At 61.6% G+C, this 24,542-nt stretch carries 27 protein-coding genes and 1 tRNA gene; 24 read left to right on the top strand and 4 right to left on the bottom strand.

Translation table 11 applies throughout. From position 1 onward, the window contains the following. Nucleotides 1-63 precede the first annotated feature (63 nt). The 18 genes from HH303_RS17135 (at nucleotide 64) to HH303_RS17050 (ending at nucleotide 14,560) form a co-directional block, all read left to right on the top strand. A complete protein-coding gene (locus tag HH303_RS17135) occupies nucleotides 64-354 on the top strand; it encodes an integration host factor subunit alpha (RefSeq protein ID WP_169626591.1) in 291 nt (96 codons plus the stop codon). Between the two features lie 37 nt (nucleotides 355-391). Next, the gene (locus HH303_RS17130) at nucleotides 392-847 is read left to right on the top strand and encodes a MerR family transcriptional regulator (protein ID WP_319637445.1); all 456 of its coding nucleotides are present in this window, start codon (nucleotides 392-394) and stop codon (nucleotides 845-847) included. 52 nt (nucleotides 848-899) lie between these two features. Next, a tRNA-Pro gene (locus HH303_RS17125) sits at nucleotides 900-976 on the top strand. Between the two features lie 250 nt (nucleotides 977-1,226). Next, nucleotides 1,227-1,829: a VOC family protein gene (locus HH303_RS17120; protein WP_169626590.1), complete on the top strand. Its 603-nt coding sequence runs from the start codon at nucleotides 1,227-1,229 to the stop codon at nucleotides 1,827-1,829. 191 nt (nucleotides 1,830-2,020) lie between these two features. Next, nucleotides 2,021-3,421: a vanillate/3-O-methylgallate O-demethylase gene (gene ligM, locus HH303_RS17115; protein WP_169626589.1), complete on the top strand. Its 1,401-nt coding sequence runs from the start codon at nucleotides 2,021-2,023 to the stop codon at nucleotides 3,419-3,421. Between the two features lie 63 nt (nucleotides 3,422-3,484). After that, a complete protein-coding gene (locus HH303_RS17110) occupies nucleotides 3,485-4,375 on the top strand; it encodes an NAD(P)-dependent oxidoreductase (RefSeq protein ID WP_169626588.1) in 891 nt (296 codons plus the stop codon). 233 nt (nucleotides 4,376-4,608) lie between these two features. Continuing rightward, nucleotides 4,609-5,640 (top strand): TRAP transporter substrate-binding protein, encoded by a 1,032-nt coding sequence (locus HH303_RS17105; RefSeq protein ID WP_169626587.1) that lies wholly within the window; start codon nucleotides 4,609-4,611, stop codon nucleotides 5,638-5,640. Between the two features lie 37 nt (nucleotides 5,641-5,677). Beyond that, entirely contained in the window at nucleotides 5,678-6,184 is a 507-nt protein-coding gene (locus tag HH303_RS17100; RefSeq protein WP_227421894.1) for a TRAP transporter small permease, read from the top strand. After that, complete coding sequence (locus tag HH303_RS17095) at nucleotides 6,181-7,488, top strand: TRAP transporter large permease (protein ID WP_169626586.1); 1,308 nt, start codon at nucleotides 6,181-6,183, stop codon at nucleotides 7,486-7,488. Before HH303_RS17100 ends, HH303_RS17095 begins: the two co-directional genes overlap by 4 nt. Nucleotides 7,489-7,490: 2 nt before the next feature. Then, on the top strand, nucleotides 7,491-8,201 hold the full coding sequence (locus HH303_RS17090) for an alpha/beta fold hydrolase (RefSeq protein ID WP_169626585.1): 711 nt from the start codon (nucleotides 7,491-7,493) through the stop codon (nucleotides 8,199-8,201). Nucleotides 8,202-8,210: 9 nt separating this feature from the next. Further along, nucleotides 8,211-8,555: an extradiol ring-cleavage dioxygenase gene (locus HH303_RS17085; RefSeq protein WP_169626584.1), complete on the top strand. Its 345-nt coding sequence runs from the start codon at nucleotides 8,211-8,213 to the stop codon at nucleotides 8,553-8,555. Continuing rightward, a complete protein-coding gene (locus tag HH303_RS17080) occupies nucleotides 8,548-9,396 on the top strand; it encodes a class III extradiol dioxygenase family protein (RefSeq protein ID WP_169626583.1) in 849 nt (282 codons plus the stop codon). Before HH303_RS17085 ends, HH303_RS17080 begins: the two co-directional genes overlap by 8 nt. After that, nucleotides 9,396-9,710 (top strand): YciI family protein, encoded by a 315-nt coding sequence (locus HH303_RS17075; protein ID WP_169626582.1) that lies wholly within the window; start codon nucleotides 9,396-9,398, stop codon nucleotides 9,708-9,710. The genes HH303_RS17080 and HH303_RS17075 overlap by 1 nt, the downstream gene beginning before the upstream one ends. Nucleotides 9,711-9,742: 32 nt before the next feature. Further along, nucleotides 9,743-10,477 carry a PIG-L deacetylase family protein gene (locus HH303_RS17070; RefSeq protein ID WP_169626581.1) on the top strand — a complete coding sequence of 245 codons (735 nt, stop codon included), beginning with the start codon at nucleotides 9,743-9,745 and terminating at the stop codon, nucleotides 10,475-10,477. Between the two features lie 10 nt (nucleotides 10,478-10,487). After that, nucleotides 10,488-11,162, top strand: a complete 675-nt coding sequence (locus tag HH303_RS17065) for a 4-carboxy-4-hydroxy-2-oxoadipate aldolase/oxaloacetate decarboxylase (RefSeq protein WP_169626580.1) — start codon at nucleotides 10,488-10,490, stop codon at nucleotides 11,160-11,162. Beyond that, nucleotides 11,155-12,210 carry a 4-oxalomesaconate tautomerase gene (locus tag HH303_RS17060; RefSeq protein WP_169626579.1) on the top strand — a complete coding sequence of 352 codons (1,056 nt, stop codon included), beginning with the start codon at nucleotides 11,155-11,157 and terminating at the stop codon, nucleotides 12,208-12,210. The genes HH303_RS17065 and HH303_RS17060 overlap by 8 nt, the downstream gene beginning before the upstream one ends. Beyond that, complete coding sequence (locus tag HH303_RS17055) at nucleotides 12,191-13,495, top strand: LysR family transcriptional regulator (protein ID WP_169626578.1); 1,305 nt, start codon at nucleotides 12,191-12,193, stop codon at nucleotides 13,493-13,495. The genes HH303_RS17060 and HH303_RS17055 overlap by 20 nt, the downstream gene beginning before the upstream one ends. 219 nt (nucleotides 13,496-13,714) lie before the next feature. Next, complete coding sequence (locus HH303_RS17050) at nucleotides 13,715-14,560, top strand: hypothetical protein (RefSeq protein ID WP_169626577.1); 846 nt, start codon at nucleotides 13,715-13,717, stop codon at nucleotides 14,558-14,560. Here HH303_RS17050 and ggt read toward each other — a convergent pair. From ggt to HH303_RS17035, 3 genes are all read right to left on the bottom strand, one after another. Beyond that, entirely contained in the window at nucleotides 14,557-16,428 is a 1,872-nt protein-coding gene (ggt, locus tag HH303_RS17045) for a gamma-glutamyltransferase (protein WP_169626576.1), read from the bottom strand. The genes HH303_RS17050 and ggt overlap by 4 nt on opposite strands. Then, nucleotides 16,412-16,732, bottom strand: a complete 321-nt coding sequence (locus tag HH303_RS17040; protein ID WP_406611456.1) for a hypothetical protein — start codon at nucleotides 16,730-16,732, stop codon at nucleotides 16,412-16,414. Before HH303_RS17040 ends, ggt begins: the two co-directional genes overlap by 17 nt. A 72-nt stretch (nucleotides 16,733-16,804) precedes the next feature. Continuing rightward, entirely contained in the window at nucleotides 16,805-17,659 is an 855-nt protein-coding gene (locus tag HH303_RS17035; protein ID WP_169626575.1) for an ATP-binding protein, read from the bottom strand. Nucleotides 17,660-17,854: 195 nt separating this feature from the next. On the opposite strand from HH303_RS17035, the gene yajC reads away from it, so the two are divergent. The 6 genes from yajC to HH303_RS17005 are packed head-to-tail and all read left to right on the top strand — an operon-like array spanning nucleotide 17,855 to nucleotide 23,091. After that, complete coding sequence (gene yajC, locus HH303_RS17030) at nucleotides 17,855-18,271, top strand: preprotein translocase subunit YajC (RefSeq protein ID WP_169626574.1); 417 nt, start codon at nucleotides 17,855-17,857, stop codon at nucleotides 18,269-18,271. 15 nt (nucleotides 18,272-18,286) lie between these two features. Further along, nucleotides 18,287-19,909, top strand: coding sequence for a protein translocase subunit SecD (gene secD / locus HH303_RS17025; protein WP_169626573.1), 1,623 nt, complete (start codon nucleotides 18,287-18,289; stop codon nucleotides 19,907-19,909). 3 nt (nucleotides 19,910-19,912) lie between these two features. Beyond that, nucleotides 19,913-20,839 (top strand): protein translocase subunit SecF, encoded by a 927-nt coding sequence (gene secF, locus HH303_RS17020; protein ID WP_169626572.1) that lies wholly within the window; start codon nucleotides 19,913-19,915, stop codon nucleotides 20,837-20,839. Nucleotides 20,840-20,878: 39 nt separating this feature from the next. Further along, on the top strand, nucleotides 20,879-21,253 hold the full coding sequence (locus HH303_RS17015) for an Mth938-like domain-containing protein (protein WP_169626571.1): 375 nt from the start codon (nucleotides 20,879-20,881) through the stop codon (nucleotides 21,251-21,253). Between the two features lie 51 nt (nucleotides 21,254-21,304). Further along, nucleotides 21,305-22,240 (top strand): squalene/phytoene synthase family protein, encoded by a 936-nt coding sequence (locus HH303_RS17010; protein ID WP_169626570.1) that lies wholly within the window; start codon nucleotides 21,305-21,307, stop codon nucleotides 22,238-22,240. Then, entirely contained in the window at nucleotides 22,237-23,091 is an 855-nt protein-coding gene (locus HH303_RS17005) for a phytoene/squalene synthase family protein (protein ID WP_169626569.1), read from the top strand. The genes HH303_RS17010 and HH303_RS17005 overlap by 4 nt, the downstream gene beginning before the upstream one ends. Here the strand turns inward: HH303_RS17005 and trmFO are convergent. Next, a complete protein-coding gene (gene trmFO, locus HH303_RS17000; protein WP_169626568.1) occupies nucleotides 23,088-24,470 on the bottom strand; it encodes a methylenetetrahydrofolate--tRNA-(uracil(54)-C(5))-methyltransferase (FADH(2)-oxidizing) TrmFO in 1,383 nt (460 codons plus the stop codon). The two genes, HH303_RS17005 and trmFO, sit on opposite strands and share 4 nt — an antisense overlap. Nucleotides 24,471-24,542: the final 72 nt, after the last annotated feature.

Raw genomic sequence — 24,542 nt, 5'->3', positions numbered from 1 at the left:
GATCCTCAGACAGGGATACGCTTTCCCCTGATAAAACTTTGAAATTCTTGGGGGAGTTGGGGCATGGCGGCTAAAACCGTGACCCGCGCAGAATTGGCCGAAGCGGTATACCAGGAAGTCGGCCTGTCCCGAATCGAATCGGCTGCGCTTGTGGAAGCCATTCTCGCGGAGATGGCCGACGCTCTCGTGACGGGAGAAGCGGTGAAAATATCCTCTTTTGGCAGCTTTTCCGTTCGTCAAAAGGGAGAGCGCGTGGGCCGCAACCCGAAAACGGGTGAGGAAGTACCCATCCTGCCTCGCCGCGTTCTGGTGTTCCGTCCCAGCCATGTGTTGAAAGACCGGATCAATAAGTGATCGGCATCGCTCCTCGGGTCATTATTAGGAAGCCTTGGTGATCGACGTGACCGAGCTATCGGATCAGCCGCGCCCGGAAAAGTCCGCAGACGCGTTCAGAACCATTACGGAAGTCGCGGACCTTCTCGATATCCAGCAGCATGTCCTGCGTTTCTGGGAAACGAAGTTTTCGCATATCAAACCGATGAAACGCGCGGGCGGGCGGCGGTACTACCGCCCGGAGGATGTGCGCCTGCTTCAGGTCATTCGGCGCCTGCTGCACGAAGAAGGATACACAATCCGCGGCGTGCAAAAGCTGCTGCGGGAAAACGGCATAAAGACGGTCCTCGATTGGGGAGAAGAGGGCACGCCCTTGCCCGCCCCCGAACAGGACGTCCCGGTTGTGGCCGCCGGGTTGAAGCAGTCCGACCTGGAAGCCTTGAAAGCGTTGCGCAACGATCTCGCCGCCGCGCGCGCGTTGCTGGCGGAACCGCTGAACGGCGACATTTCCTAAATCTGGATTTGCCAGACGCCGCCGAAGGCCTTATTTAGGGCCGTCGTGTTAACGGAGCGTAGCGCAGCCTGGTAGCGCACTATACTGGGGGTGTAGGGGTCGTAGGTTCGAATCCTGCCGCTCCGACCAACGACATCAAGGGGTTAGCTGGGTATTCCGGCTAACCCCTTTTTCTTACTCGACAGTAACTCGACAGCAGACGCTTTGTCTGTTTTTGAATTTCCCTGACAAGGTCACATTCCCGGATTTGTGCGGGCTTGCACTGATTTACAGTAGCTATTTCGATAAGCCGAATTCCCAGAACTTATTTGATCGCGGCGAAACAGCGCCCTTATCCTGACGCCAATAAAGGAAATCAATCCGTCGGGAGGATATGACCATGGCACGCGGTATCGTGGATTTCGATGCGTTGAAAGGTCCGGAAATCCAGAAACTGAAATCGGTGAAAGGCAAGGACACGCCCTTCGTGCTGACGAAGATCGGCCATGTCGTGTTGAAAGTGTCCGACATCGACCGGTCCGTCGACTTCTATTCGCGGGTTCTGGGGATGACCGTATCGGATGCCTATCCAGAAAGCATGATGCCGGGGAAAATGGTGTTCATGCGCTTTTCCAGCGATCACCACGGCGTCGCGCTGATCGGTGGCGCGTCCGACGGTGCGAAGATGCAGGAAATGCATCATATGGCGTTCGAGGTCGACACGATCGACGAAGTCTTCCGCGCACGCGATCATCTGACGCGGGAAGGGGTGAAAATCTTCTTCCAGGGCCGACGACGGGCAGGGGCGCAGATCGCGGTCGAATTTCAGGACCCGGACGGGCATTGCCTGGAAATATATTGGGGCCTGGACCAACTGACCAAGGACGAAGCCGCGCGACCGCCGGAAGAATGGCGGGAGGTGTTTTCCCTGGAAGACGCGGTCGATAATGCGCCGCCCGGCCAGGACACCGCTTTAGCCGATCCGTCGCTTCGGAAAGAATGAGACGCATCCGGTTTTGAATGAAGGCTATTGGGTGAAATTCCGTAAAAGTGCCAGAAAACAGGCAGTCTATACAGGTTTAGAATAGCTAAAACAGTAATTCCTGTGCGGAAAACTTATTTGCGGTGGAGGGCGCCGACCCGATACGCTTTGCCCAACAACAAACCTATAGATCCTAGTGGGAGGATACCAAGATGTCAGAGAACAGCCTCGCTTCCGTTCTCAAGGAAAGCGGCAATACCGTCGAACTTCTGCGCAACTCCAAAATCGGCATGTATGTTTATCCGGTCGTTGCGCCGGAATTTTCCAATTGGCGGGAAGAACAGCGCGCCTGGCGCGATTCCGCGGTTCTGTTCGATCAATCGCACCATATGGACGAATTGATCGTCGAAGGCCCGGACGCCGCAGCGTTCCTGGAAAGCCTGTCGATCAACAGCTTCGCCAATTTCGGCCTGAACCGCGCGAAACACTATGTTCCAGTCTCGCCCAGCGGTCACGTGATCGGCGACGTCATCGCCTTCCGGGAGCGGGAGGACAAATTCATCCTCGTCGGCCGCGCCCCGACCTGCAACTGGGTCAAATATAACGGCACGCTGGGCAAGTTTAACGTCTCCATCGTGCACGATCCGCGCTCTCCGTCGCGCCCGGACGGGAAGGAAGTGACGCGCGTTCACTACCGTTTCCAGATCCAGGGACCGAATGCGCCGAAAATCTTCGAACGGATGAACGGCGGTCCGATTCCGGACATCAAGTTCTTCCATGTCGATTGGATCAATGTCGGGGGCCGCAAGGTCCAGGCGCTGCGTCACGGCATGGCCGGTGCGCCGGGCCTGGAAATCTGGGGACCGTATGAAGAAAAGGACGAGATTCGCGATGCGATCCTGAAGGCGGCGGAAGGGCTGGACCTGTATCAGGTCGGGGCGCGCGCCTATTCGACCAACACTTTGGAGTCCGGCTGGATTCCGTCGCCGCTGCCCGCGATCTACACGCATCCGGACATGCAGGGATATCGCGAATGGCTGCCGGCGGCGGGCTACGAGGCGACGGGGTCGATCGGCGGGTCCTACGTTTCCGACAATATCGAGGACTACTACGTCACGCCGTTCGAGCTCGGCTACGACTTCTATATCAAATACGATCACGACTTTATCGGCCGGTCGGCACTGGAAGCGATGCAGGGCAAGACCCATCGCAAGAAGGTGACCTTCGAATGGAACGCCGAAGACGTCATGAAGGTCATCGCCTCCAACTTCGTGCCGGGCGGCGATAACTACAAATGGATCGACTTCCCGCAGCCGAACTATGCCTCCACCAGCGCCGATATGGTGATGCACGACGGCAAGATGGTCGGCATGTCGATGTTCAACGGTTACAGCTTCAACGAACGCTGCATGCTGTCGCTGGGTATCGTCGATGCGGATATCCAGGAAGGTGATGTGTTGACCCTAGTCTGGGGGGAACCGAACGGCGGGTCGGGGAAAACCTCCACGGAACGGCATAAGCAGGCGGAAATCCGCGTGCGCGTCTCACCGACCCCCTATGCCCGCGAAGCCCGCGAAAACTATGCGGAAAGCTGGCGCACCAAAGGGTCCTGATTCAGGAAGCGGAACCGCCGGTTCGGGGCAAAATCCGGATCGGCGCGTTTCGGGAGCCGATCAATGAATCTCTCCTTCATCGGATTTGGGGAGGCCGCGCGTGCCTTCACCGACAGCCTGAAGCCGATGGAAATCGGCGCGATCAGGGCATATGACATCCTGCAAGCCGGCTCGTCGCGTGGCGATATCGGTATGGCGGCGTCTACGCGTGACGTCGCTTTGGCGGATGGGCCGATTGCGGCGGTTGAAGGTGCCGATATCGTCTTTTCGGCGGTGACGGCGGCAGACAGCCTGGATGCGGCCAAATCCGTGCTTGCCGGTCTCCGTGCCGGGCAGACCTTCATTGACATAAATTCCGTTTCCGGCGATCGAAAGCGCGAAACCGCCGACTTGGTGCGGTCGACGGGGGCGGCCTATATCGACATGGCGGTAATGGCGCCGGTGCATCCGCGCGGGCATCGCACGCCGGTCCTCGTTGCCGGGGATATTGCCGACGATGTTCGGGATTTCCTGATCCGGTTCGATTTCGACTTTCAGGAAGTCGACGGTGGGGTCGGTACGGCGACGTCGATTAAAATGGTCCGGTCCTTGTTTGTGAAGGGGCTGGAGGCCGTGACGGTGCAGAGCCTGATGGCGGCGGAGGCCGCCGGTTGCTACGACCGTGTCTACGGGTCGCTGGCGGCGTCCTTCACGAAGCTCGGTTGGCCAGAATTCCCGAACTATCAATTCGAACGCGTGACCCGGCATGGCCGACGACGGGCCGCGGAAATGCGGGAATCGGCGGTGGAGATGCGAAATCTGGGATTTCCGGCGGGCGGAGATCTGGCCGATGCCATTGCGGCGGTGCAGGACATGGTGGCGTTCCACGGTGCTGCCGTTCCTGCGGATGCCAAGTCCGCCACCGCAGTGCAACATATTCTGCATAGCCTGAGAGTGACGAAACCCCAAGGATGACGGGCGTTTCAGGTGGATGTACACTGATTCGCCAGTTTTTTGAGTAGGAAAAACTTATATCCCTGCCGGGGGTCGAATTGGACGCCGCTTCAGTAGGTTTTTATTGTTTAATCGACTGCATCCATGCAGCGGCAAGCATTCGTCAAGCAATGCACCGATAAGAACATCGTTCACCGATTGTCCAAAGAAAGCGGCGGCACGGATCGCCGACGAGGGAGGAAACCAAAATGAAGATGTCCACGATTAGCCATGCGTTTTCCACGCGCGCGGCCGCCATTGCGGTTGGTGCCGTGCTGTCCGTTGCGGCCTTCGCGCCGGGTGCCGCCAGTGCGGAAACACTGAAATTTGCGCATTTCGTCCCGCCGCAACACACCTTCACCGGCGCCATTGTCGAACCGTTCAAGACCGGTGTCGAAAAAGACACGGGCGGGGAGCTTGAGGTTCAGGTTTTCCCGGGCGGGGAGCTGGGCAAAGGGCCGGTCGAACAGTATGTCCGTGCCGTCAGCGGTGTCGCCGATCTCGTTTGGGGCTTGGCGGGCTACACATCCTCGCAGTTTCCGCTGTCGATGATTGCGGAAATGCCGGGCGTCGTGGATAGCACCGGCCTCGGCTACGAGAAGGTCTGGAGCGTTTATGACGAGTATCTGAAAGGCGAGTTCCCCGGGACACGTCCGATCGCCTTGTGGGTCAGCGAACCGAACGTCCTGATCATGAAAAGCAAGGAAATCCGCACGGTCGCCGATATGCAGGGTTTGAAGATCCGTGTGTCCGGCTCTGTTCCGGGTCAGCTGATCGAGGCCCTGGGCGCGATCCCGGTGCAGATGCCCGCGCCGCAGATGTATAACGCGCTCGATACCGGGCTGATCGACGGGATCCTGACCGGCTCCAGCGCCATCCGCGATTTCCGCCTGAACGAGGTGGCGAATGTCTATACCGAAGGCGCCAATCTCGGGAACATCCTGTTCTACGTCGTGATGAACGAAGCCAAGTACCAGTCGCTGAGCGACGCGGAAAAGGCGGCTGTCGATGCGCATAGCGGCATTGGCCTGTCCAAGTCCGGTGAAGACAACTGGAACGCCGTGGCCAAAAAGATGATGGAAGACTTGAAGGCCGACCCGAACAAGACGGTGATCTCCTTGAGTGAGGAGGAAGCCGCGCCGTTCAACGAGATCACCTATGCGGTGACCGACAAGGCGATTGCCGCGTTGGACGCGCAGGGGCTGCCGGCCTCCGCCGTGAAGAAGGCGATGCAGGGCGGCATGTAAGCCGCCGGGTCGCGGCATCGGTTGGGAGACACGGGACATGATCATGCTGTTGCGAAAGGCGATCGACGGATTGGTGGACCTGTCCGCAATCCTGGGGGGCCTCGCGCTGGTATTCGTGACCGGGGTGATCCTGACCGATGTCGTGGGCCGCGCCTTGGGCAGCCCTCTTTACGGCGTGCAGGACTTGGTGGAGATGTCCGCGCTGCTCGTCGTCTTCGGGGGCATGGCCTTTGTCGACCGGCGGGGCGGCCATGTGACGGTCGATCTGCTGGAACATTTCTATTCGCCGCGCCTGAACAAGATTTTCGTGGTTCTGGGATGCCTGACGGGGGCCTTAATATTCGGTCTGATTGCGTGGCAGACATGGGAAGCGTCGAAGCTGTCCGTCATGTTGAACCGTGCAACAAACATCCTTTTCCTGCCGCGTGCGCCCTTCCAATACGGGGTGGTCGTGCTCAGCGCCATCACAAGTATTGCGATGTTCGCGCGCGGTTTACGCGCCGCCCTGAATAATGGCGCCGCTTCTGAAAGCGCCCATACATGAGCACCGTTGCCATCGGTTTTCTGGGATTGGCCGTATTGCTGGTTCTGTTGGCCATCCGCATCCCCGTGGCTTTCGCCATGTTTGCGGTCGGTCTCGGCGGGTTGATGATCTTGAACGGGCCCGCACAGGCATTGTCTGTTCTGTCGTCCGAAACGTTCAGCCTTGCGTCGAATGCGGAACTGGTCGTCATCCCCTTGTTCATCCTGATGGGGAATATCGCGACGGAATCCAGGATGAGCCGCGCACTCTATGATGCGGCCTATGCCTGGATCGGGTCGATCCGTGGCGGTTTGGCCTCCGCGACCGTTGTCGGTTGTGCCGGTTTCGCCGCCTTGTCCGGGTCTTCCGTCGCCTCCGCCCTGACCATGGGGCGGGTGTCGCTGTCGGAAATGGACCGGTTCAACTATGCGCCGCGCCTGTCGACGGGGGCCGTCGCCGCCGGGGGAACGCTGGGTATCCTGATCCCGCCATCCACCGGTTTCGTGCTCTACGCCATCCTGACGCGGGAATCCATCGGGCGGTTGTTCCTGGCGGGTGTGCTGCCGGGGTTGATGCTGACGGTGCTGTTCGTCATCGCGATTTCCATTCTAACGACCGTCAAGCCCTCCCTGGGTCCGAAGGGGCCGAAAACCACGTGGCGGCGCAAGGCGGAATCCATCGTCGGTGCCTTGCCGATCCTGTCGATCATCGTCCTGACCATCGGCGGTATCTATTTCGGCCTGTTTTCGCCGGTCGAAGCCGCGGCGGTCGGGGCGGGACTGGCCATCCTGGGGGGCGTTATCGGGCGCACCTTGACGCTGAAAGGCTTCCTGACGGCGGTGAAGGATTCCATCGCGACGACGGCGACGGTGATGTTGATTCTGATCGCGGCACATGTGATCGGGCCGTTTCTGGCGCTCAGCCATCTGCCGACCTTCGTCGGGGAGGCGCTGACCAACCTGGATATCGGGCGCTACGGAATTCTGGCGCTGATCTTGTGCGCCTATCTGGTTCTGGGATGCTTCCTGGAAGGGTTCGCGATGCTGGTGCTGACCATGCCGATCTTCTTCCCGGTTATCACGGCATTGGGTTTCGATCCGGTCTGGTTCGGCGTCGTCGTTGTCCTGACGTTGGAGATGGGGCTGATTACACCGCCGGTCGGGGTCAATGTCTTCATCGTGAAATCCGTCGCACCGAATGTCCCGATCGGGGAAATCTTCCGTGGGGTGGCGCCGTTCATGCTGGCCATGGTGGTCGCGGTGCTGATCCTGACGCTGTTCCCGTCCATCGCGTTGTTCCTGCCCAATACCATGATCGGATCGTAATCATGACGAAGCCGACCCTGATCCTAATTCCCGGCCTGTTGTGCGACGGCATCGTCTGGCAGGCCGTTGTTCAGCGGCTGTCGGGGAGTTTTGACCTGCATGTCGCGGACCTGTCCAAGGGGGACAACCTGACGCGCATGGCGGAAGACCTGCTGGATCGGCATCCGGGGATGTTGCTTGTCGCGGGGCATTCCATGGGCGCGCGGGTCGCGATGGAAATGGCGCGGATCGCGCCGGACCGGGTGCGCAGCATGGCCTTACTGGACACCGGCATGCATCCGTTAAAAGAAGGCGAGCCCGCCCGCCGTCAGGAAATTGTCGATTTTGCCCATCGCGAGGGCATGACCGCGCTGGCCGCCCGGTGGCTGCCGGGCATGGTGAACGAGGCACGCCACGGCGATACGGCGCTGATGGCGGAATTGACGGCGATGGTGGAACGGATGGATGCCGATCTGCACGAACGCCAAATCAAGGCCTTGGTCGATCGACCGGACGCGTCCTCCTACATCGCCACGCTGCAGTGCCCGGTGCTGCTGATCGTCGGGCGACAGGATCAGTGGAGCCCGGTGTCCCAGCATGAAGACATGTTGCGCTTGCTGCCGCATGCGGAACTGCGGATCGTTGAGGATGCCGGCCATTTCGCGCCGGTCGAACGGCCGGAGGTCGTCGCGGAACTCCTGGCCGAATGGGCCGAAAAGGCAAAAGTGGCTTAAGGGCGGATCATGAGCGACCAAATTCCAGAAACGCCGCTATTCGTCCGTTCCCATGGCGATATCGGCTATCCGCTGAACAAGATGGCCATGTCCCTGTGCCAAGCGGAAAACAGGGAAGCGTTCAAGGCCGATGAGGAAGCCTTCCTGGATCGCTATGGCCTGAGCGCCGACCAGAAGCGCGCCGTCATGGACCGCGACTGGGAAGCCATGGTGCGGCTGGGCGGCAATCTGTTCTTCATCCTGAAGATTTCCGCCATCGACCCGGTGCCGATAACGGCGATCGGCGCGGCCCAGGCCGGGATGTCTCATGACGACTTCGTCTACGGACGCTTGGGGAAGGTGCGCCATGGCTGAATTGATCGGCGGATTGGGGACCAGCCATGTCCCGTCCATCGGCGTCGCCCTGGATAGGGGGCTGCGCGACACGCCGGATTGGAAGCCGTTCTTCGACGGCTATATCCCGGCGCAGAAATGGATGGCGGATCACAAGCCGGATATTGCCGTCGTCATCTTCAACGATCACGGCAACGCCTTCTTCCTGGATCGCGTGCCGACATTGGCCGTCGGCGTCGCGGATCGCTATAAGCCGATCGACGAAGGCTGGGGCCCGCGCGCGGTGCCGGATTTCGAAGGCGCATCCGCCTTTTCCTGGCATTTCGTGGATCAACTGGTGGAAAACCATTTCGACCCGCTGGTCTGTCGGGAAATCGATGTCGACCACGGATTGCAAGTTCCTATGGAACTGTTCTTCGGCCGCCCGGATGCTTGGCCGGTCAAGATCGTGCCGATCTTCGTCAACACCATCCAATATCCGATCCCGACGCCGCAGCGTATGTGGGATTTGGGTCGCGTCTTGCGCCGGAGCATCGAAAGCTGGCTGACGGACGACCGCATCGTGATCCTGGGCACCGGCGGCCTGTCGCATCAACTGCAAGGGACGCGGGCGGGTTTTCTGAACCGGGAGGCGGACCGGGCCTGGTTGGATGAAATCGGTCCCAATCCGGAAAAGTACCGATCCATGTCGCGCGAGGATTACGTCGAAACCTTCGGGTCGGAAGGCGCGGAATTGATCATGTGGCTGGTCATGCGCGGTGCCATGGATGCGCGTGTGAAGACGCTGCATAAGCACTATTTCGCCCCGGCATCGATGACCGGCGCGGGCATGATCGTTCTGGAGAATGAGGACGCAGCCTGATGTTTTTTCTGATGATTTGCCATCACAACGCGGATGTCGACGCCCTGCGTGACGAACTGCGCCCCAAGCACCGCGACTGGGTCAAGTCCGGTGGCGACGGCTTGGCGACGGTCCTGACCGGTAGTGCACTGTGGGACGGTGACGGCACGGGTATCGGCAATTTCGGCATCTTGGAAGCGGATAGTCTGGAGAAGGCGGAAGCCTTTGCGAACAATGACCCATTTGCACTGGGTGGCATCGTTCGATCGGTCGAATTCACACGGTTGGCGGACGGGTTTCAGGCGGGTCGGATCGACCCGATGACGCAGCGTTGAGCAAACGGATTTATCGAGAGAGGAGCCATATCATGGCGAACAAGACGGCATTGGTGATCAGCGCGCATTCCGCCGATTTCGTCTGGCGGTGCGGCGGGGCGATCGCCCTGCATCAGGAACAGGGATATGACGTTACCATCGTCTGCCTATCCTATGGCGAACGTGGCGAAAGCGCGAAACTGTGGAAGCAGGAAGGTATGACGCTGGACGGCGTCAAATCCGCCCGCCGCAAGGAGGCCGAAACCGCGGCGGAGGCCCTGAACGCGCATGACATCCGCTTCATGGATTTGGGCGATTATCCGCTTGAGATGGACAAGGACGCGAAATTCGCCCTGGTCGATATTATTCGGGAGGTCCAACCGGATTTCATGTTCAGCCATTCGCATTACGATCCCTACAATACGGATCATGCCTATGCGACCAAGATGGCGATGGAATGCCGAATGATCGCGCAGGCTTGGGGCCACAATCCGGGGCAGAAAGTTTTGGGCGCACCGCAGTTGTACCTGTTCGAACCGCATCAGACGGAACAGATGCAATGGAAACCGGATGTCTTCCTCGACATTACCCCGGTTTGGGAAAAGAAATGGGCGGCGATCCAGGCGATGCAGGGGCAGGAGCATCTGTGGGCCTACTACAAGAATGTCGCCGAAAACCGGGGCAACCATTTCCGCCGCAATTCAGGCGGGCAGGCGGGCGGGCGCGACTGCCGCTATGCCGAAGGGTTCCAGTCGGTCTTCCCGCGCACCGTTGACACGCTGGGCTGAGGAAACGGTTATGGCAGGCGTCGTCGTCCAGAATATTGAGCGAGCCGACCCGGCGGTCGTAAAGGCGTTGGGCGAATGCGGTGTCGCGACCGTGCATGAGGCACAAGGCCGAAAGGGGCTGTTGGCGTCCTATATGCGGCCGATCTATGCCGGGGCGCAGGTCGGGGCCTCCGCCGTCACGATATCCGCGCCGCCGGGCGACAATTGGATGGTCCATGTGGCCATCGAACAGGTCCGGGCGGGGGATATCCTCGTCCTCGCCCCGACATCGCCGTGCGAGGACGGCTATTTCGGCGATCTGCTGGCGACGTCGATGACGGCACGGGGTGGGCTGGGCCTGATTATCGATGCCGGGGTGCGCGATGTGCGCGACTTGACGGCAATGGACTTCCCTGTCTGGTCCAAGGCCGTGTTCGCGCAGGGCACGGTGAAGGAAACCGTCGGGTCCGTGAACGTGCCTGTCGTCTGTGCCGGGGCCTACATTCGGCCCGGCGATATCATCGTCGCCGACGATGACGGCGTCTGCGTCGTCGCGCGGGAGGAGGCGGAAAGCGTCCTTGCCGCCGCCCAATCCCGCCTGGAGAAGGAAGAGGAGAAGCGCAAGCGCCTCGCCGCTGGGGAATTGGGTCTCGATATTTATGACATGCGCGGTCGTCTGGCCGAAAAGGGACTGAAATATGTCTGATGGTGTGCGCGCGATGTGGATGCGGGGCGGAACGTCGAAAGGAGGATATTTCCTTGCCGACGATTTACCGTCGGACCCCGTCGCGCGTGACGCCTTCCTGCTGCGGGTCATGGGATCCCCGGACCCCCGCCAGATCGACGGTATGGGCGGGGCGGACCCGCTGACCTCCAAAATCGCGGTGGTGCGAAAGTCTGACCGCCCCGGCATCGATGTGGATTACCTGTTCCTTCAGGTTTTCGTGGATCAGCCCGTGGTGACGGACTCCCAGAATTGCGGGAATCTGTTGGCCGGGGTCGGGCCCTTCGCCATAGAACGGGGCCTGATCGCACCGGCTGGCGATGAAACGCCGGTCCGTATCTTCATGGAAAATACCAGACAGATTGCCGTCGCGACGGTGGCGACGCCGGGAGGCATCGTTCGCTATGACGGTGAGGCCCGGATCGACGGCGTGCCGGGAACCGGGGCCGGGATCCCCATTGTCTTTCGCGAAACAGCGGGGTCGACATGCGGTGCCCTGCTGCCGACGGGGCGGGCGATGGAACGGATCGACGGGTATCGGGTGACGCTGATCGACAACGGCATGCCCTGCGTACTCTTGGCCGCGTCCGATTTCGGCCTGACCGGCGCGGAAACACCCAATGCGTTGGACGAGAACACGGCATTGAAAGCAAAGCTGGAGGCGATCCGCCTGAAAGCCGGGCCTTTGATGAATTTAGGCGATGTGACGACAAAATCGGTTCCGAAAATGACGCTGGTCAGTCCGGCGCGGCAGGGCGGGGCGATTTCGACGCGCAGTTTCATTCCCCATCATTGTCACAAGGCGATCGGCGTTCTGGGCGCTGTTACGGTCGGCACCGCCTGCCTGTTGCCCGAAGGCCCGGCGGCGGAGATCTGCGAGGTTCCGGACGGTAACCCGAAAACCCTGTCGATCGAACATCCGACGGGAGAATTTTCGGTGATAGCGCGGATCGACCCGTCCGGTGCCGTTGAGGAAGCCGGGGTTCTACGAACCGCCAGGAAGTTGATGGATGGCACTGTCTTCGCCTGACGAACCGGGGGACGCCCCCGGCTATCCCAATCTTCGGCATATCCGTCTTCTGGAGGCCGCGGTACGGCTTCAGTCCATCTCCCTGGGGGCCGATGCCGTCCATATTTCCCAACCGGCGGCGTCCCAGGCATTGGCGAAGCTGGAGCGCATATTCGGCGTGAAACTGTTGGAACGGCAGGGCAACGGTATCTGCGCAACGCCGGAAGGGGAAATCGTCAACCGACGGGGCCAGCGGGCGTTGGACCATATCCGGGAAGCGACGCAACGGATTTCCGCGAAATCGCGCATGGCGCGGGGGCTCGCCTACGACCGTCTTGAAAGCCGGGCGACGATCACGCATCTGCGCGCCTTGCAGGCCTTTTCGGAAACGGGAAGTTTCACCGCCGCCGCGTCCTATCTGTCGCAAACCGAACCGTCCGTACAACGTGCGGCCCGGGAAATAGAACGGATCGGCGGCGTTCCGCTGTTTGAGGGCAGTCATCGCAATATCTTCCTGACGCCGGAAGGCAGCCTCGTTGCCGCGAAGGCGAGCCTTGCCTTGCGCGAAATCGATACGGCGCATGAAGAATTGCGCGAGCATGCCGGTCTGTTCGACGGACGGCTTCTGATCGGCACCTTGCCTTTGGCGCGAACCAGCATCGTCCCTACGGCGGTGGTCGACGCCGTCGCGTCCTATCCCAGGGCGCGGGTCGAAATATTGGATGGGTCCTACGATACCTTGGCACATCTGCTGTCCATTGGTCGCATCGACATGCTGATCGGGGCCTTACGCGAGGAGGAGCTGCCGAAGGGCCTGCGGCAATTGCCGTTGTTCGAGGATGAATTGTCGATCATAGCGCGCGCGGATCATCCTTTGGTGCGTGTCGGCCGACCGACGACCGAGGACCTGACAGCCTTTCCGTGGGTTGTGGCTCGCGCCGGTACGCCGAACCGTGCGATCTTCGACCGGTTGTCCGAAAGCATGCGATTGAACCGAGGCGGGGAGGGCTATATCGAAACAGGCTCTCTGGTCGCGCTCCGCGGTATCCTGAAGGAGTCAAACTACCTGACCCTGCTGTCGAAACATCAGGTGTCCTGGGAATTGGAAAGCGGCGCCCTGGCCGTGGTCGAGTTTCCCGTGCCCGATACGGCCCGTACAATCGGCCTGACGACCCGAAAAGGGTGGGAGGAAACCCGATTGCAGAAGGATTTCATCGCGGCCTTACGTCGGTCCGTTGCGAAAAGGGTCGATCCCCGGTTCATCGTCCCGACGCACGCCCCGGTGCACGCCTTGGCGAAGAGATAGCCACATCACGCAGTCTTCATATTCCCGACCGATTTTCGTCACGAGAGTCCGGCACAAGGCGGGCGGCAACCGGGCAGTACTGGCCGCGGCCCGGATCCCCCACCGACCCCGCCGGGACAGTCCGTATCGGCGGGGTCGGACCATTTCGGACAAATGTATGCCCAAGGGTAGCGTGGAAACGGCTCCTCCGTCATGATGAGGGGCAGGAGGTGACGCCCCGTGTCCGACAATCCGACCCATTGGACCCAGTTCGATCGGCTATACGATCTTCCCGATCCGCGCCCCTATTTTCGCGGCGTCGCGACAGGCGATTATCGCATGCCGGAGGTTATGGCCGGGTTGGTCGCGCAAATCCTGCCTCTTGTGTCCGAACGATCCGGTGGGTCTGTCCGTATCGTCGATTTTGCCTGCGGTTACGGCGCGGTCGGCATGTGCCTGCGCTACGGCTTGTCCATGGCGGAAATCTATCGCTATTTCGCAGCGCCAGGCGATGTCGCGCGGGACGCGGTCTATCTGCGGGAAAGACGGCGGCCGGGTCTTGTGCCGCATCGGATCGACGGGATCGATATTGCGGAAAACGCCTTGGCCTATGCCGAACGCGTCGGGGCCGTCGATATGGGGCATGCGCAGAATATCTTGTCCGGTACGATCCCCGACAATTTGGCGGCGGATATCGCCCATGCCGGGTTGATCCTGGAAAGCGGTGCCATCGGCGATTTGATCGCGCCCGCCATGGAACGTCTGCTGACCCTGTCCCGGCACGGCTCGACGCCCTGGGTTCTGATATGCCCCAGGCCGCGCGTCGATCTGCGGCCCTTGATCGAGGCACTGGATGGGGTGGATTACGACATGCACACGGTCCTGCCGCGCATCCGGTATCGAAAACCGTTTTCGGCGGCGGAGCGGGAAGAGGAAATCCGATCCGGCATCGCCAACGGCCTTTCGCCGGACGACTGTATGGTGGACGGATATTTCCGCGTCGATATGCGCCTGTTGGCGCCCAAGGGCGAACATGTGGACGCGGTCCTCGCGGCGGCGAGACGGTTCGCGGAAGGCTTGGTCTAGTCCACGGCCAGGAGGTCGTCGAACACAGCACCCAAGTCGCGGTTCAGGTTGCCTTCGCCGACGGCAAGGCCCTCGCGGCGCGGGTCGGCGCCGCCGACCAGCAGTCCGCCGGAAAATTCAACGCCATGCAGTCCGCTGGCCATGGCGCGGCGTTGCACCTCATATCCCCGGCCCGCCAGAACGGGTTCCAACCCGTCCAGATCGGGATGATCTTCCAATTCCATCGAGCCGTTGCGGTTCAGGAAGTGGGGCATGTCGATCGCTTCCTGCACCGACATGTTCCAGTCCAGCACCCCAACCAGCGATTGCGCGACGAAGCCGATGATCCGGCTGCCGCCGGGGGAGCCGATGGCGAGGCGCGGCTTGCCGTCCGGTCCCAGAACCAGGGTGGGGGCCATGGAACTGCGCGGCCGTTTCCCCGGTTCGTAGCGGTTGGCGAGCGGGTTTCCGTCCTTTTCGTCGCTCCACGCGAAATCGGTCAATTGATTGTTCAGCAGGAACCCGCCCACCATCAGGCGCGACCCGAATCCGGTTTCGATGGAACTGGTCATCGTCGCGACCGACCCGGTCCGGTCGACGGCAACCAGATGCGTGGTGGACGGCAATTCCGGGCTGTCGTCCAATATATCGGACCGGAACGCCTGATCGCCCAGCGGATTGCCGGGCGGTAGTTCCGATTTCTCGCTAGTGCCCAGATCCATCAACTTCGCGCGCGTCGACAGGTAGCCGGGGGTCAACATTTCCGTAACCGGCACGGATACGAAATCCGCATCGCCCAGGAAACGGGCCCGGTCGGCAAAGGCAAGCCGCATCGCCTCCCCGAAATACTGAATCGCTTCCGGCGACAGCGGGGGCAGGCTGCCGATCCGTTTCGCGCCGTATTCAAGATGTCCGAGGATTTGCAGAACCGTCGTTGCGCCGGAAGATGGCGGTCCCATGCCGCACACTTGGTTCAAATGATAGGCCATGCAAACCGGATCGCGCCGCACCGCCTTGTATCCCGTCATATCATCGACGGACAGCATGCCGGGGTTGCGGGCGGCGTTGCGCACGGTATCGACGATCGCTTCCGCCATCGGTCCGCTATAGAAGGCGTCGGCCCCATTTTGCGCGATCGCGTCCAGACTTTCCGCCAATTCCGGGTTCTTCAGTATATGGCCGATAGGATAGGGTTCCCCCGTTTCCGGGTCGTAGAAATAGCTGGCCGCCGGTTCCATGTCGCTGAGGAATTTCGCGTTTTGCAGCAATCCGTGCAGGCGCGGGCTGATCGGGAAGCCCTTTTGCGCCAGATCGATGGTCGGCTGAAACAGATCGGCCCAGTCCAGGCGGCCGCTGTCTTTATGGGCCATTTCCAGCATGCGCAGGACACCCGGCACCCCGACGGAACGACCGCCGGTCACGACCTCCATAAACGGGCGGGGCTTGCCGGATTCGTCCCGGACATAGCCACCGTTGCTGTCGGCGGGCGCCGTTTCGCGCCCATCGTAGCTCACCAATTTCTGCGTTTCCGCATCCCAGACCAAAAGGAACGCGCCGCCCCCGATCCCCGAGCTTTGCGGTTCGACGAGGTTCAGGGCCATCTGCGCGGCGATGATCGCATCTACGGCGGACCCGCCGTCGTCCAGAATGGCGGCCCCGATCTGCGCCGCGACGGGATGCGCCGCGACCATCATGAAATCGTTTGCGTAAACGGCGGTACGATCGGATCGGTCGATCAGGGCTTCCGGCGCGACGGCTTCCACATCCGGCCGCGTCGGACCGGGACTGCCTAGAACGGCTTCCAGTACGATCCCGCCGAAAACAGCGCCACCGACCAGGATCAGTGCACCGAGACCGGCATTCAGAACGGGACTACGGGTGAGTTTCATCGCTTCCTTCATCATCGCCGGTATCGGCGACCATCCGTCCGGCATCCGTCAATTTACAGACGAGCCAGTCGGGCTTCAGGGGGTTGTTGAACCATGGTTCCGCCCAGCCTTGTTCGATGCAACTGCGCACCGTGCGATCGCTGATCCGCTGACCGGCGGCATCGAACAGCGGCAGTTTTCCGCCCGGTTGTTCCAACCCGCGGCGCAGATAGGCCATTTGCACGCGCGACGGACGCGCCCCGCCGCGAATGGCGGCCGGTTTAACGTCCTGTAAATTGGTGACGACGTCGCGTGCGGTACCCATGCTGGTTCGTTCCCCCGTTAGTCCGGGAATGGTAAGGGGAAGCACGGGAAGAGGGCAAGCCTTTGAAAGAGTTCAGGAGAGCGGTTTACCCAGCCGGCCAGCCAATTCTTGGATGAACTGCCATGCCACGCGGCCGGATCGCGACCCGCGCGTGACGGTCCATTCGATGGCCATCGGGCGCCATTCTTCTTCGGAAATCGGCAGTTTATAGGCCTCCACATAAGCGCCGATCATCTCCAACCAAGTTTGCTGATCGCAGGAATGGAAGCCGAGCCACAGACCGAAACGGTCTGACAGGGAAACCTTTTCCTCAACGGCCTCGGACGGGTTCACCGCCGTGGAGCGTTCGTTTTCTATCATATCGCGCGGCATCAGGTGGCGGCGGTTCGACGTCGCGTAGAAGACAACATTGTCGGGTCGGCCCTCAATTCCGCCTTCCAGCACGGCCTTAAGCGATTTATAGGCCGCGTCCTGACCGTCGAAGGACAGGTCGTCACAGAACAGGATGAACCGCCGGTCCTCGATATCGCGCAGATGGGTCAGCAGCCGGGGCAGGGTGGGGATGTCCTCCCTATGCAATTCGATCAGCGCCAGGGTGCCGCCGACTTCCGCATTAACGGCGGCGTGCGCGGATTTGACGAGGGAGCTTTTCCCCGCGCCGCGCGCGCCCCACAGCAAGGCGTTGTTCGCCGGAAGGCCTTTCGCGAAACGGCGCGTGTTTTCCACCATCTGGTCGCGCTGCAAATCGACGCCGCGCAGCAGGTCGATGTCGATCCGGTTCACCTTCTTCACCGGGTCCAGGCTGTCTTCTTCCGGATGCCAGACAAACGCGTCGGCCTTGCCGAGTTTAAGGCCTTCTCGCTTCGGCGGGGCGAGGCGGTCGAGCGCATCGGCAATACGGGTCAGGGTCTTTTCAAACTTCGACATGTTCTTATATCCAGGGCGGCCCAAATTGGGCGGGAGCCTAGCCACGCCCCGGATGCCGGTCAATTCCGGGGTTTCGGAACGGACGGCATTGCACTTTCGCCCGTGGTCCGTATAGTCCCCGGCGTGTTTCTCGTGGGCCGGTTTTCTTAAGGGATACGGTCCGAAAATCTCCTCACTAAGATTCAGGAGTTTCCTATGCTGATTTCCACGGCATTCGCGCAAGACGGCGCGGCCGGTGCGCCCGCAGGCGGCATGCTTGAAATGTTCCTGCCGCTGATCCTGATCTTCGGGGTCTTCTACTTCCTTCTGATCCGTCCGCAGCAGAAGCGGCAGAAGGAACACCAGGCGAAACTGGGCGGTGCGCGGCGCGGCGACAAGGTCGTCCTGGGCGGCGGCATGATGGGCACGGTGACCAAGGTCGTCGACGATGCCGAACTGCAGGTGAAAATCGCCGAAGGCGTCGAAGTCCGCGTGCTGAAATCCACCCTGATGGATGTCGTCAGCAAGACGGAACCGGCCAAGGACGACGCGAAACCGTCCGGCGACAAGCCCGCCAATGACGGCGCGGAGCCGAAGAAAAGCCTGATCGGCTCGCTGTTCGGCAAGAAGTAAGATCGGAAGACCTCCATGCTGCAATTCCCCGTCTGGAAAAAGGTTCTGATCGCGGTCATCGCGGTGTTGGGCGTGCTCTACGCCCTGCCCAACGTGACCGGGAAATGGGCACCGTCGGACGACTATCCGACCTGGGCGCCCGGCAAGCCGATGAGCTTGGGCCTCGATCTGCGCGGGGGCGCGCATATGCTGGTCCAGGTTCGGACCCAGGATGTGGTGAAAGAGCGGCTGGGGGCGACCGCCGACGGCCTTCGGATCGAACTGCGAAACGCCAAGGTGCGCGCAAGCAGCTTCGAATCCGATCCGGATACACTGACGATCTCCTTCTCCATTCGAAATGTGGAGGATGCCGACGCGACCCGTCAGGCGATCCGCGATGCAGCGCCCGAATACGATCTGACCCCGTTGGGCGACACGCGCTTCCGGCTGACTTTGCCGGAAGACGAGGTGCGGGCGCTGAACGATCGCACCATGGCACAGTCGTTGGAAGTCGTAACCCGCCGCGTCAACGCGATGGGCCTGACCGAACCGACGATTCAGCGTCAGGGGCTGGATCGTATTCTGATCCAGGTCCCAGGTCTTGAGGACACGGCGGCGTTGAAGCAGATCCTGAATGCCCAGGCGCGTCTGACCTTCCATTTGGTCGACTTCGACAAATTGCCGTCCGCTATTCAGACGAACCGCGCCCCGCCCGGTTATGAGCTGATGCCGTCCATTGAAGAAAATGCCGACGGGACCCCGGAACGGATGTATCTGGTGACGAAGCAGGTCTTCGTGTCCGGTGAAAATCTGACCAATGCCCAGGCGACGTTCCAGCAGGGGCAGCCGGTTATCTCCTTCTCCTTCGATTCCGTCGGAGCACAACGCTTCGGCAAGGTGACGCAGGAAAATGTCGGCGGTTTCCTGGCGGCGGTTCTGGACGGAAAGGTCGTCAGCGCGCCGCGTATCCAGACGGCCATTCTGGGCGGGAACGGTGTCATCACCGGCAGCTTCACCCTGATGAAGGCGCAGGAAACGGCGCTGCTGCTGCGCGCCGGGGCCTTGCCCGCGCAGATGGACACGATCGAGGAACGCACCGTCGGTCCGGGCCTTGGGCAGGATTCCATCGATGCGGGTAGCCTTGCCAGCCTGATCGGCCTGATCGCGGTCGTCGTCTTCATGGCGGCGTATTACGGGCGCTTCGGTATTTACGCGAATATCGCGCTGCTCTTGAACCTGACCCTCATCATCGGTCTATTGTCGGCCCTGGGCGCGACGCTGACGCTGCCGGGGATTGCCGGGATCGTGCTGACCGTCGGCATGGCGGTCGATGCCAACGTGCTGATTTTCGAACGTATCCGGGAAGAAACCGGCCTGGGCCGGACGGTGATGAACGCGGTGGAAGCGGGTTATTCCCGCGCGCTGACGACCATCGTCGACTCCAACCTGACGACGCTGATTGCCGCCGTGTTGCTCTATTCCTTCGGGGCCGGTCCGATCCGCGGATTTGCCGTGACGCTGGCCATCGGTATCGTGACATCGATGTTCACCGCGATCATGGTGACGCGCCTGTTCGTCGTCATGTATATCCGGTCCAAGCGACCGGACGTTCTTCCCATCGCGGCAAAGCCCGCCAAATCCACTTCCGGGGAGGCCTGATCCATGGCGTTCCGTTTCATTCCCGACGACGTCAATCTGGACTTCATCGGCAAGCGTAAGCTGGCCTTCGTCTTCTCCATCCTGCTGGTCGCGGCCTCCATCGGTCTGTTCGCGACGCGCGGTCTGAACCTGGGAATCGATTTCCTGGGCGGAACGATGATCGAGGTGAAAACCGAGGACGGGAAGGGCGTCAGCGACTTCCGCGACGCGCTCGGTTCGCTCGGTCTCGGCGATGTGCAAATTCAGGAATTCGGCGCGGCAAACGATCTTCTGATCCGTATCCAGCGTCAGCCCGGCGACGATGTCGCGCAGCAGGACGCGCTGAACCGTGCCCAGGCCGCCATCGACGGCATGGTGGCCGAATATCGCCGCACCGAAGTTGTCGGCCCGACGGTCGGTAACGAGCTTCAGGAAGCCGCGATCTACGCCATCTGCTTCGCCATCGGGGCGATCCTGATTTACATCTGGTTCCGTTTCGAATGGCAGTTCGGTGTCTGCGCGGTGATCGCATTGCTGCATGACGTGTTGGCGACGATCGGCTTATTCTCGCTGTTGCAGCTTGAGTTCAATCTGGCGACCGTTGCGGCGGTGCTGACCATTGCGGGCTATTCGATCAACGATACTGTGGTGGTGTTCGACCGGGTGCGCGAAAGCATCCGAAAATACAAGACGATGCCGCTGCCTCAGTTGTTGAATCAGGCAATCAACCAGACCCTGTCGCGGACCCTGATGACGTCGCTTACGACGCTGATCGCGTTGGTTGCCCTGTTCATCTTCGGCGGTGAAGTCATCAGCGGATTCTCCATCGCGTTGATCTGGGGCATCGTGGTCGGGACCTATTCGTCGATCCTCGTCGCCGTGCCGCTGCTGCTGTCGCTGCAGCCGCACCGGGGCGAGGAAGCCGGGGCGTCCGCTGAGGTTTCGGCCTGACGCCGCCCCCTCTGTTGAGGGAACACTAAGAGGGCGGAGATGGATATCACCCCCGCCGTTCCGGACGGCAGACAACTCGTGGATTCGTACGGGCCGGGCCGCTTCAAGATTCGCGGCCAGTCCTATGAGGGGCCGGTAATCGTCTTTCCGAACCGAGTCCTTTCCTGGGATGTCGCCCATATCGACGAATTGACCCTCGACGCTGTCGCGGCAATCCGGGACGCCGATCCCAGTATCGAGATACTGTTGCTGGGCACCGGCGAGCGAATGGCGATGCCGCCGGGCGGCCTGCGTCGGGAAATGCGGGAAAAGGGAATCGGTGTCGACCTTATGGATACCGGCGCCGCTTGCCGTACCTTCAATATCCTGATGACGGAAGGCCGTTTGGCCGCTGCCGCCCTGATCCCGGTCTGACGGGCGGGCAGGGCCCTTGCGCTTCGACCGTCGATGGCGTTGAGTGCCCGCATGGATCGTTCCGCGACAGATACGGCCTCCCAGGCTACCTCCTTAGCCGCCGACCTGACACGGCGCAGTGCCTCCAACCTGTGGTTTGTCGGGCGGGCGCTGCCGTCACGGAAGCGTAAATTGTTTGAGGCCGCCTATGCGACGATGCGTGTGGTCGATGATTTCGTTGACGATACATTCCTGGCGCGCGGTCCTGTCGAACGGGCGGAAACCCGACAGGCGGCACTTTCCTACATCGATCAATGGGAACAGGCGGCGGTCGCGGCCTTGGATGGATACATCGCGGAAACGGGCGACCCGCGCGACGACGCGCTGTTTGATGCGCTGCGCATCGCCGCCGTAGGATCGGATATACCGTGTCGGCCCTGGAACGCCCTGGCCGAAGCCATGCGCTTCGACGTGACCGAAGGGCGTCTGACAACGTGGCAGGATTTTGAGGCCTATTGCGACGGTGCGACGGTCGCCCCGGCGGCGGTGTTCCTGCATGTCCTGCACGCGGATGCGACCACGCTGCACGCCGATTTGACCGCGGCTGCGCTGTTCGATAAGGCGCGAGCCATGGCGACCTTCTGCTATCTGGTTCATATCCAGCGGGACTTCGCGAAGGATCACGCACGGGGCGGACAATTGCTGACCGTGCCGCAGGAATGCGCAGGCGGGCCGCCGCTGCCGGGATCGGGGCCGGACGCCTGCTTGCCCGTATTGACGGCATTGGCGGAACGGGCGGCAGTCTATCGGGAAATGGCGAAGGTCGACCTTGCCGCGATGTCCCCCGATCTGGCGGTCCGGGAACGGGGCATTCTGGAAGCCCTGTTCGGCATCTACGAAGGCCTGCAAGACGATCTGAACCGCGACCCGATGCCTTGCGAAGAAGGCCGCCGCCGTGTAACCGCGCGGCTGCGCGAAACGCTGTTGGATCGGTTGGGACTGGCATGAACCGGGAAGACCTGGACTACTGCGCCGGTCAGGTTCGGGAGGGCGACCCCGACCGGTTTGCGACCGCCATGCTGGCCCCGCCGGACGGCCGCGCCCGGCTGATGGCCTTGTACGCCTTCAATCTCGAAATCGCCCGTTTGCGGGAATCCGTCAGCGATATCCTGCTTGGCGAAATCCGACTGCAATGGTGGCGGGACGCCTTGGCCGAATGTCGCGCCGGGTCGCCGCGACGACATCAGGTCGTCCATCCGCTGTCGCATGCCATCACCGAGGCCGCCTTGCCGGAAGGGCCGTTCCTGGAAGCGATTGATGCCCGTGCCCGTGATTTGGACGAAATGCCGCCCGAGGACGATGCGGCGCTTGCGGCCTATATCGACGCGACGGGCGGGGCGATTGGGGAATTGGCGGTGCGATGCCTGGTCGGACGCGAGGCGGCTGAAGCCGATATCGAAGCGGGGCGGGCCGCCGGTCGTGCCTGGGGCTGGGTCGGGTTGGTAAGAGGCCTGCACGTTCACAAACGCCAGGGCCGCCAGACCGTGCCCGCCGATAGATTGCGTGCCGCGCCGACCCTGGCTGACGACATCGAGATGGCAACGGTCAGCGACGCGGTGCGCGATTGGACGCGAATGTTGCTGGAGCGTGGCCGGGAAGAGACGGCCAGGGTGCAGGCGTTGAAGGGGCAAGTTGCGAAGGCCGCCTTGCCCGCGCTCGGCCCCATCCGTTTGGCGCGGCGCTATGACCGCGGCATTACCGCCAGCGGTTACGACCCGTTTCGCGTCGATATGGTCCAGATGGGGCAGGCCCGGCGGGCAGCTTGTCTGCTGCCGCTCGCCCTGTTCGGAAGGCTTTAGGCGGCCGCCGCGCGGCTGCTGCCGTCCAGCCAGACGCCCAGTTCTTCCAAAGCACGAGCCGACAGGGCGGCCTTGCGGTCGCGGCCGCGTTTGCGGGTCTTTTTCGTCTCGTCGCCGGGCAGGCCGGGGAACAGCCCGAAATTGACGTTCATGGGCTGGAAGGTTTCTTCCGCCGCGCCGCCGGTGATGTGTTCCAGCAACCCGCCAAGCGCCGTCGTGACCGGCGGACGGGACGGCGTTAGCCCCAGGCGTTCTTCCGCCGCGAACCGTCCGGCCAAAAGGCCGATGGCCGCGGATTCGATATAGCCTTCGACGCCCGTTACCTGACCGGCGAAACGGATGGAGGACCGCGCCTTCAACCGCAGGACCGGGTCGAGCAGCCGGGGGCTGTTCAGGAAGGTATTGCGATGAATGCCGCCCAACCGTGCGAATTCGGCGTTTTCAAGTCCGGGGATCGACCGGAAAACCTCCGTCTGCGCGCCGTATTTCAGTTTCGTCTGGAACCCGACGATGTTGTACAGCGTGCCCAATTTGTTGTCCTGGCGAAGTTGCACGACGGCATAGGGGCGCGCATCCGAATGCGGGTCGGTCAGGCCGACCGGTTTCATGGGGCCGAAGCGCAGCGTCTCGCGTCCGCGCTCCGCCATGACCTCGATCGGCAGGCAGCCCTCGAAATAGGGGGTGTTCTTTTCCCATTCCTTGAATTCGGTCTTTTCGCCGTTGATCAGGGCGTCGATGAAGGCGTTGTACTGTGCCTCGTCCATCGGGCAGTTGATGTAGTCCTTACCGTCGCCCCCATCGGTGGATTTGTCGTAACGGGATTGGAACCAGGCGCGCTCCAGATTGATGCTGTCGAAGTGTACGATCGGCGCGATGGCGTCGAAGAAGGCGAGTTGCGCCTCCCCGGTCACATCCAGGATGGATTGGGTCAGCGCGGCGGAGGTCAGCGGCCCCGTGGCGGCGATAACACTGTCCCAGTCGTCGGGGTCGGGCAGGGCCTCGACCTCGGTACGTTCGATGGTGATCAGCGGATGGTCGGTCAGCGCCTTTGTCACTAGGCCGGAAAATTCGTCCCGGTCGACGGCGAGCGCGCCGCCCGCCGGAACCTTCGCCCGGTCGCCCATGGTCAGGATCAACGATCCCGCACGGCGCATTTCTTCATGCAGCAACCCGACCGCGTTGCCTTCCGGGTCGTCGGACCGGAAGGAATTGGAACAAACGAGTTCGGCAAATCCGTCGGTATGGTGGGCATCGGTTTTCCGGGTCGGGCGCATTTCGATCAACGTCACGGGCACGCCGCGTTGCGCCAATTGCCAGCAGGCCTCGCTGCCCGCCAAGCCGCCACCAATCACCAGAACCGGTTTGTCGCGCGTCGTCATGGTATTCGCCCTTCCACCTGCATCCGATCCGGCCCCCGGTTAATCCGACGCCGTGACAGGGGTGGACTTCTA

Origin of the sequence: Pacificispira spongiicola (assembly GCF_012926505.1) — a bacterium.
GTDB classification, from domain to species: domain Bacteria; phylum Pseudomonadota; class Alphaproteobacteria; order UBA8366; family Aestuariispiraceae; genus Pacificispira; species Pacificispira spongiicola.
This window is presented reverse-complemented; position numbering and strand designations above follow the sequence as displayed.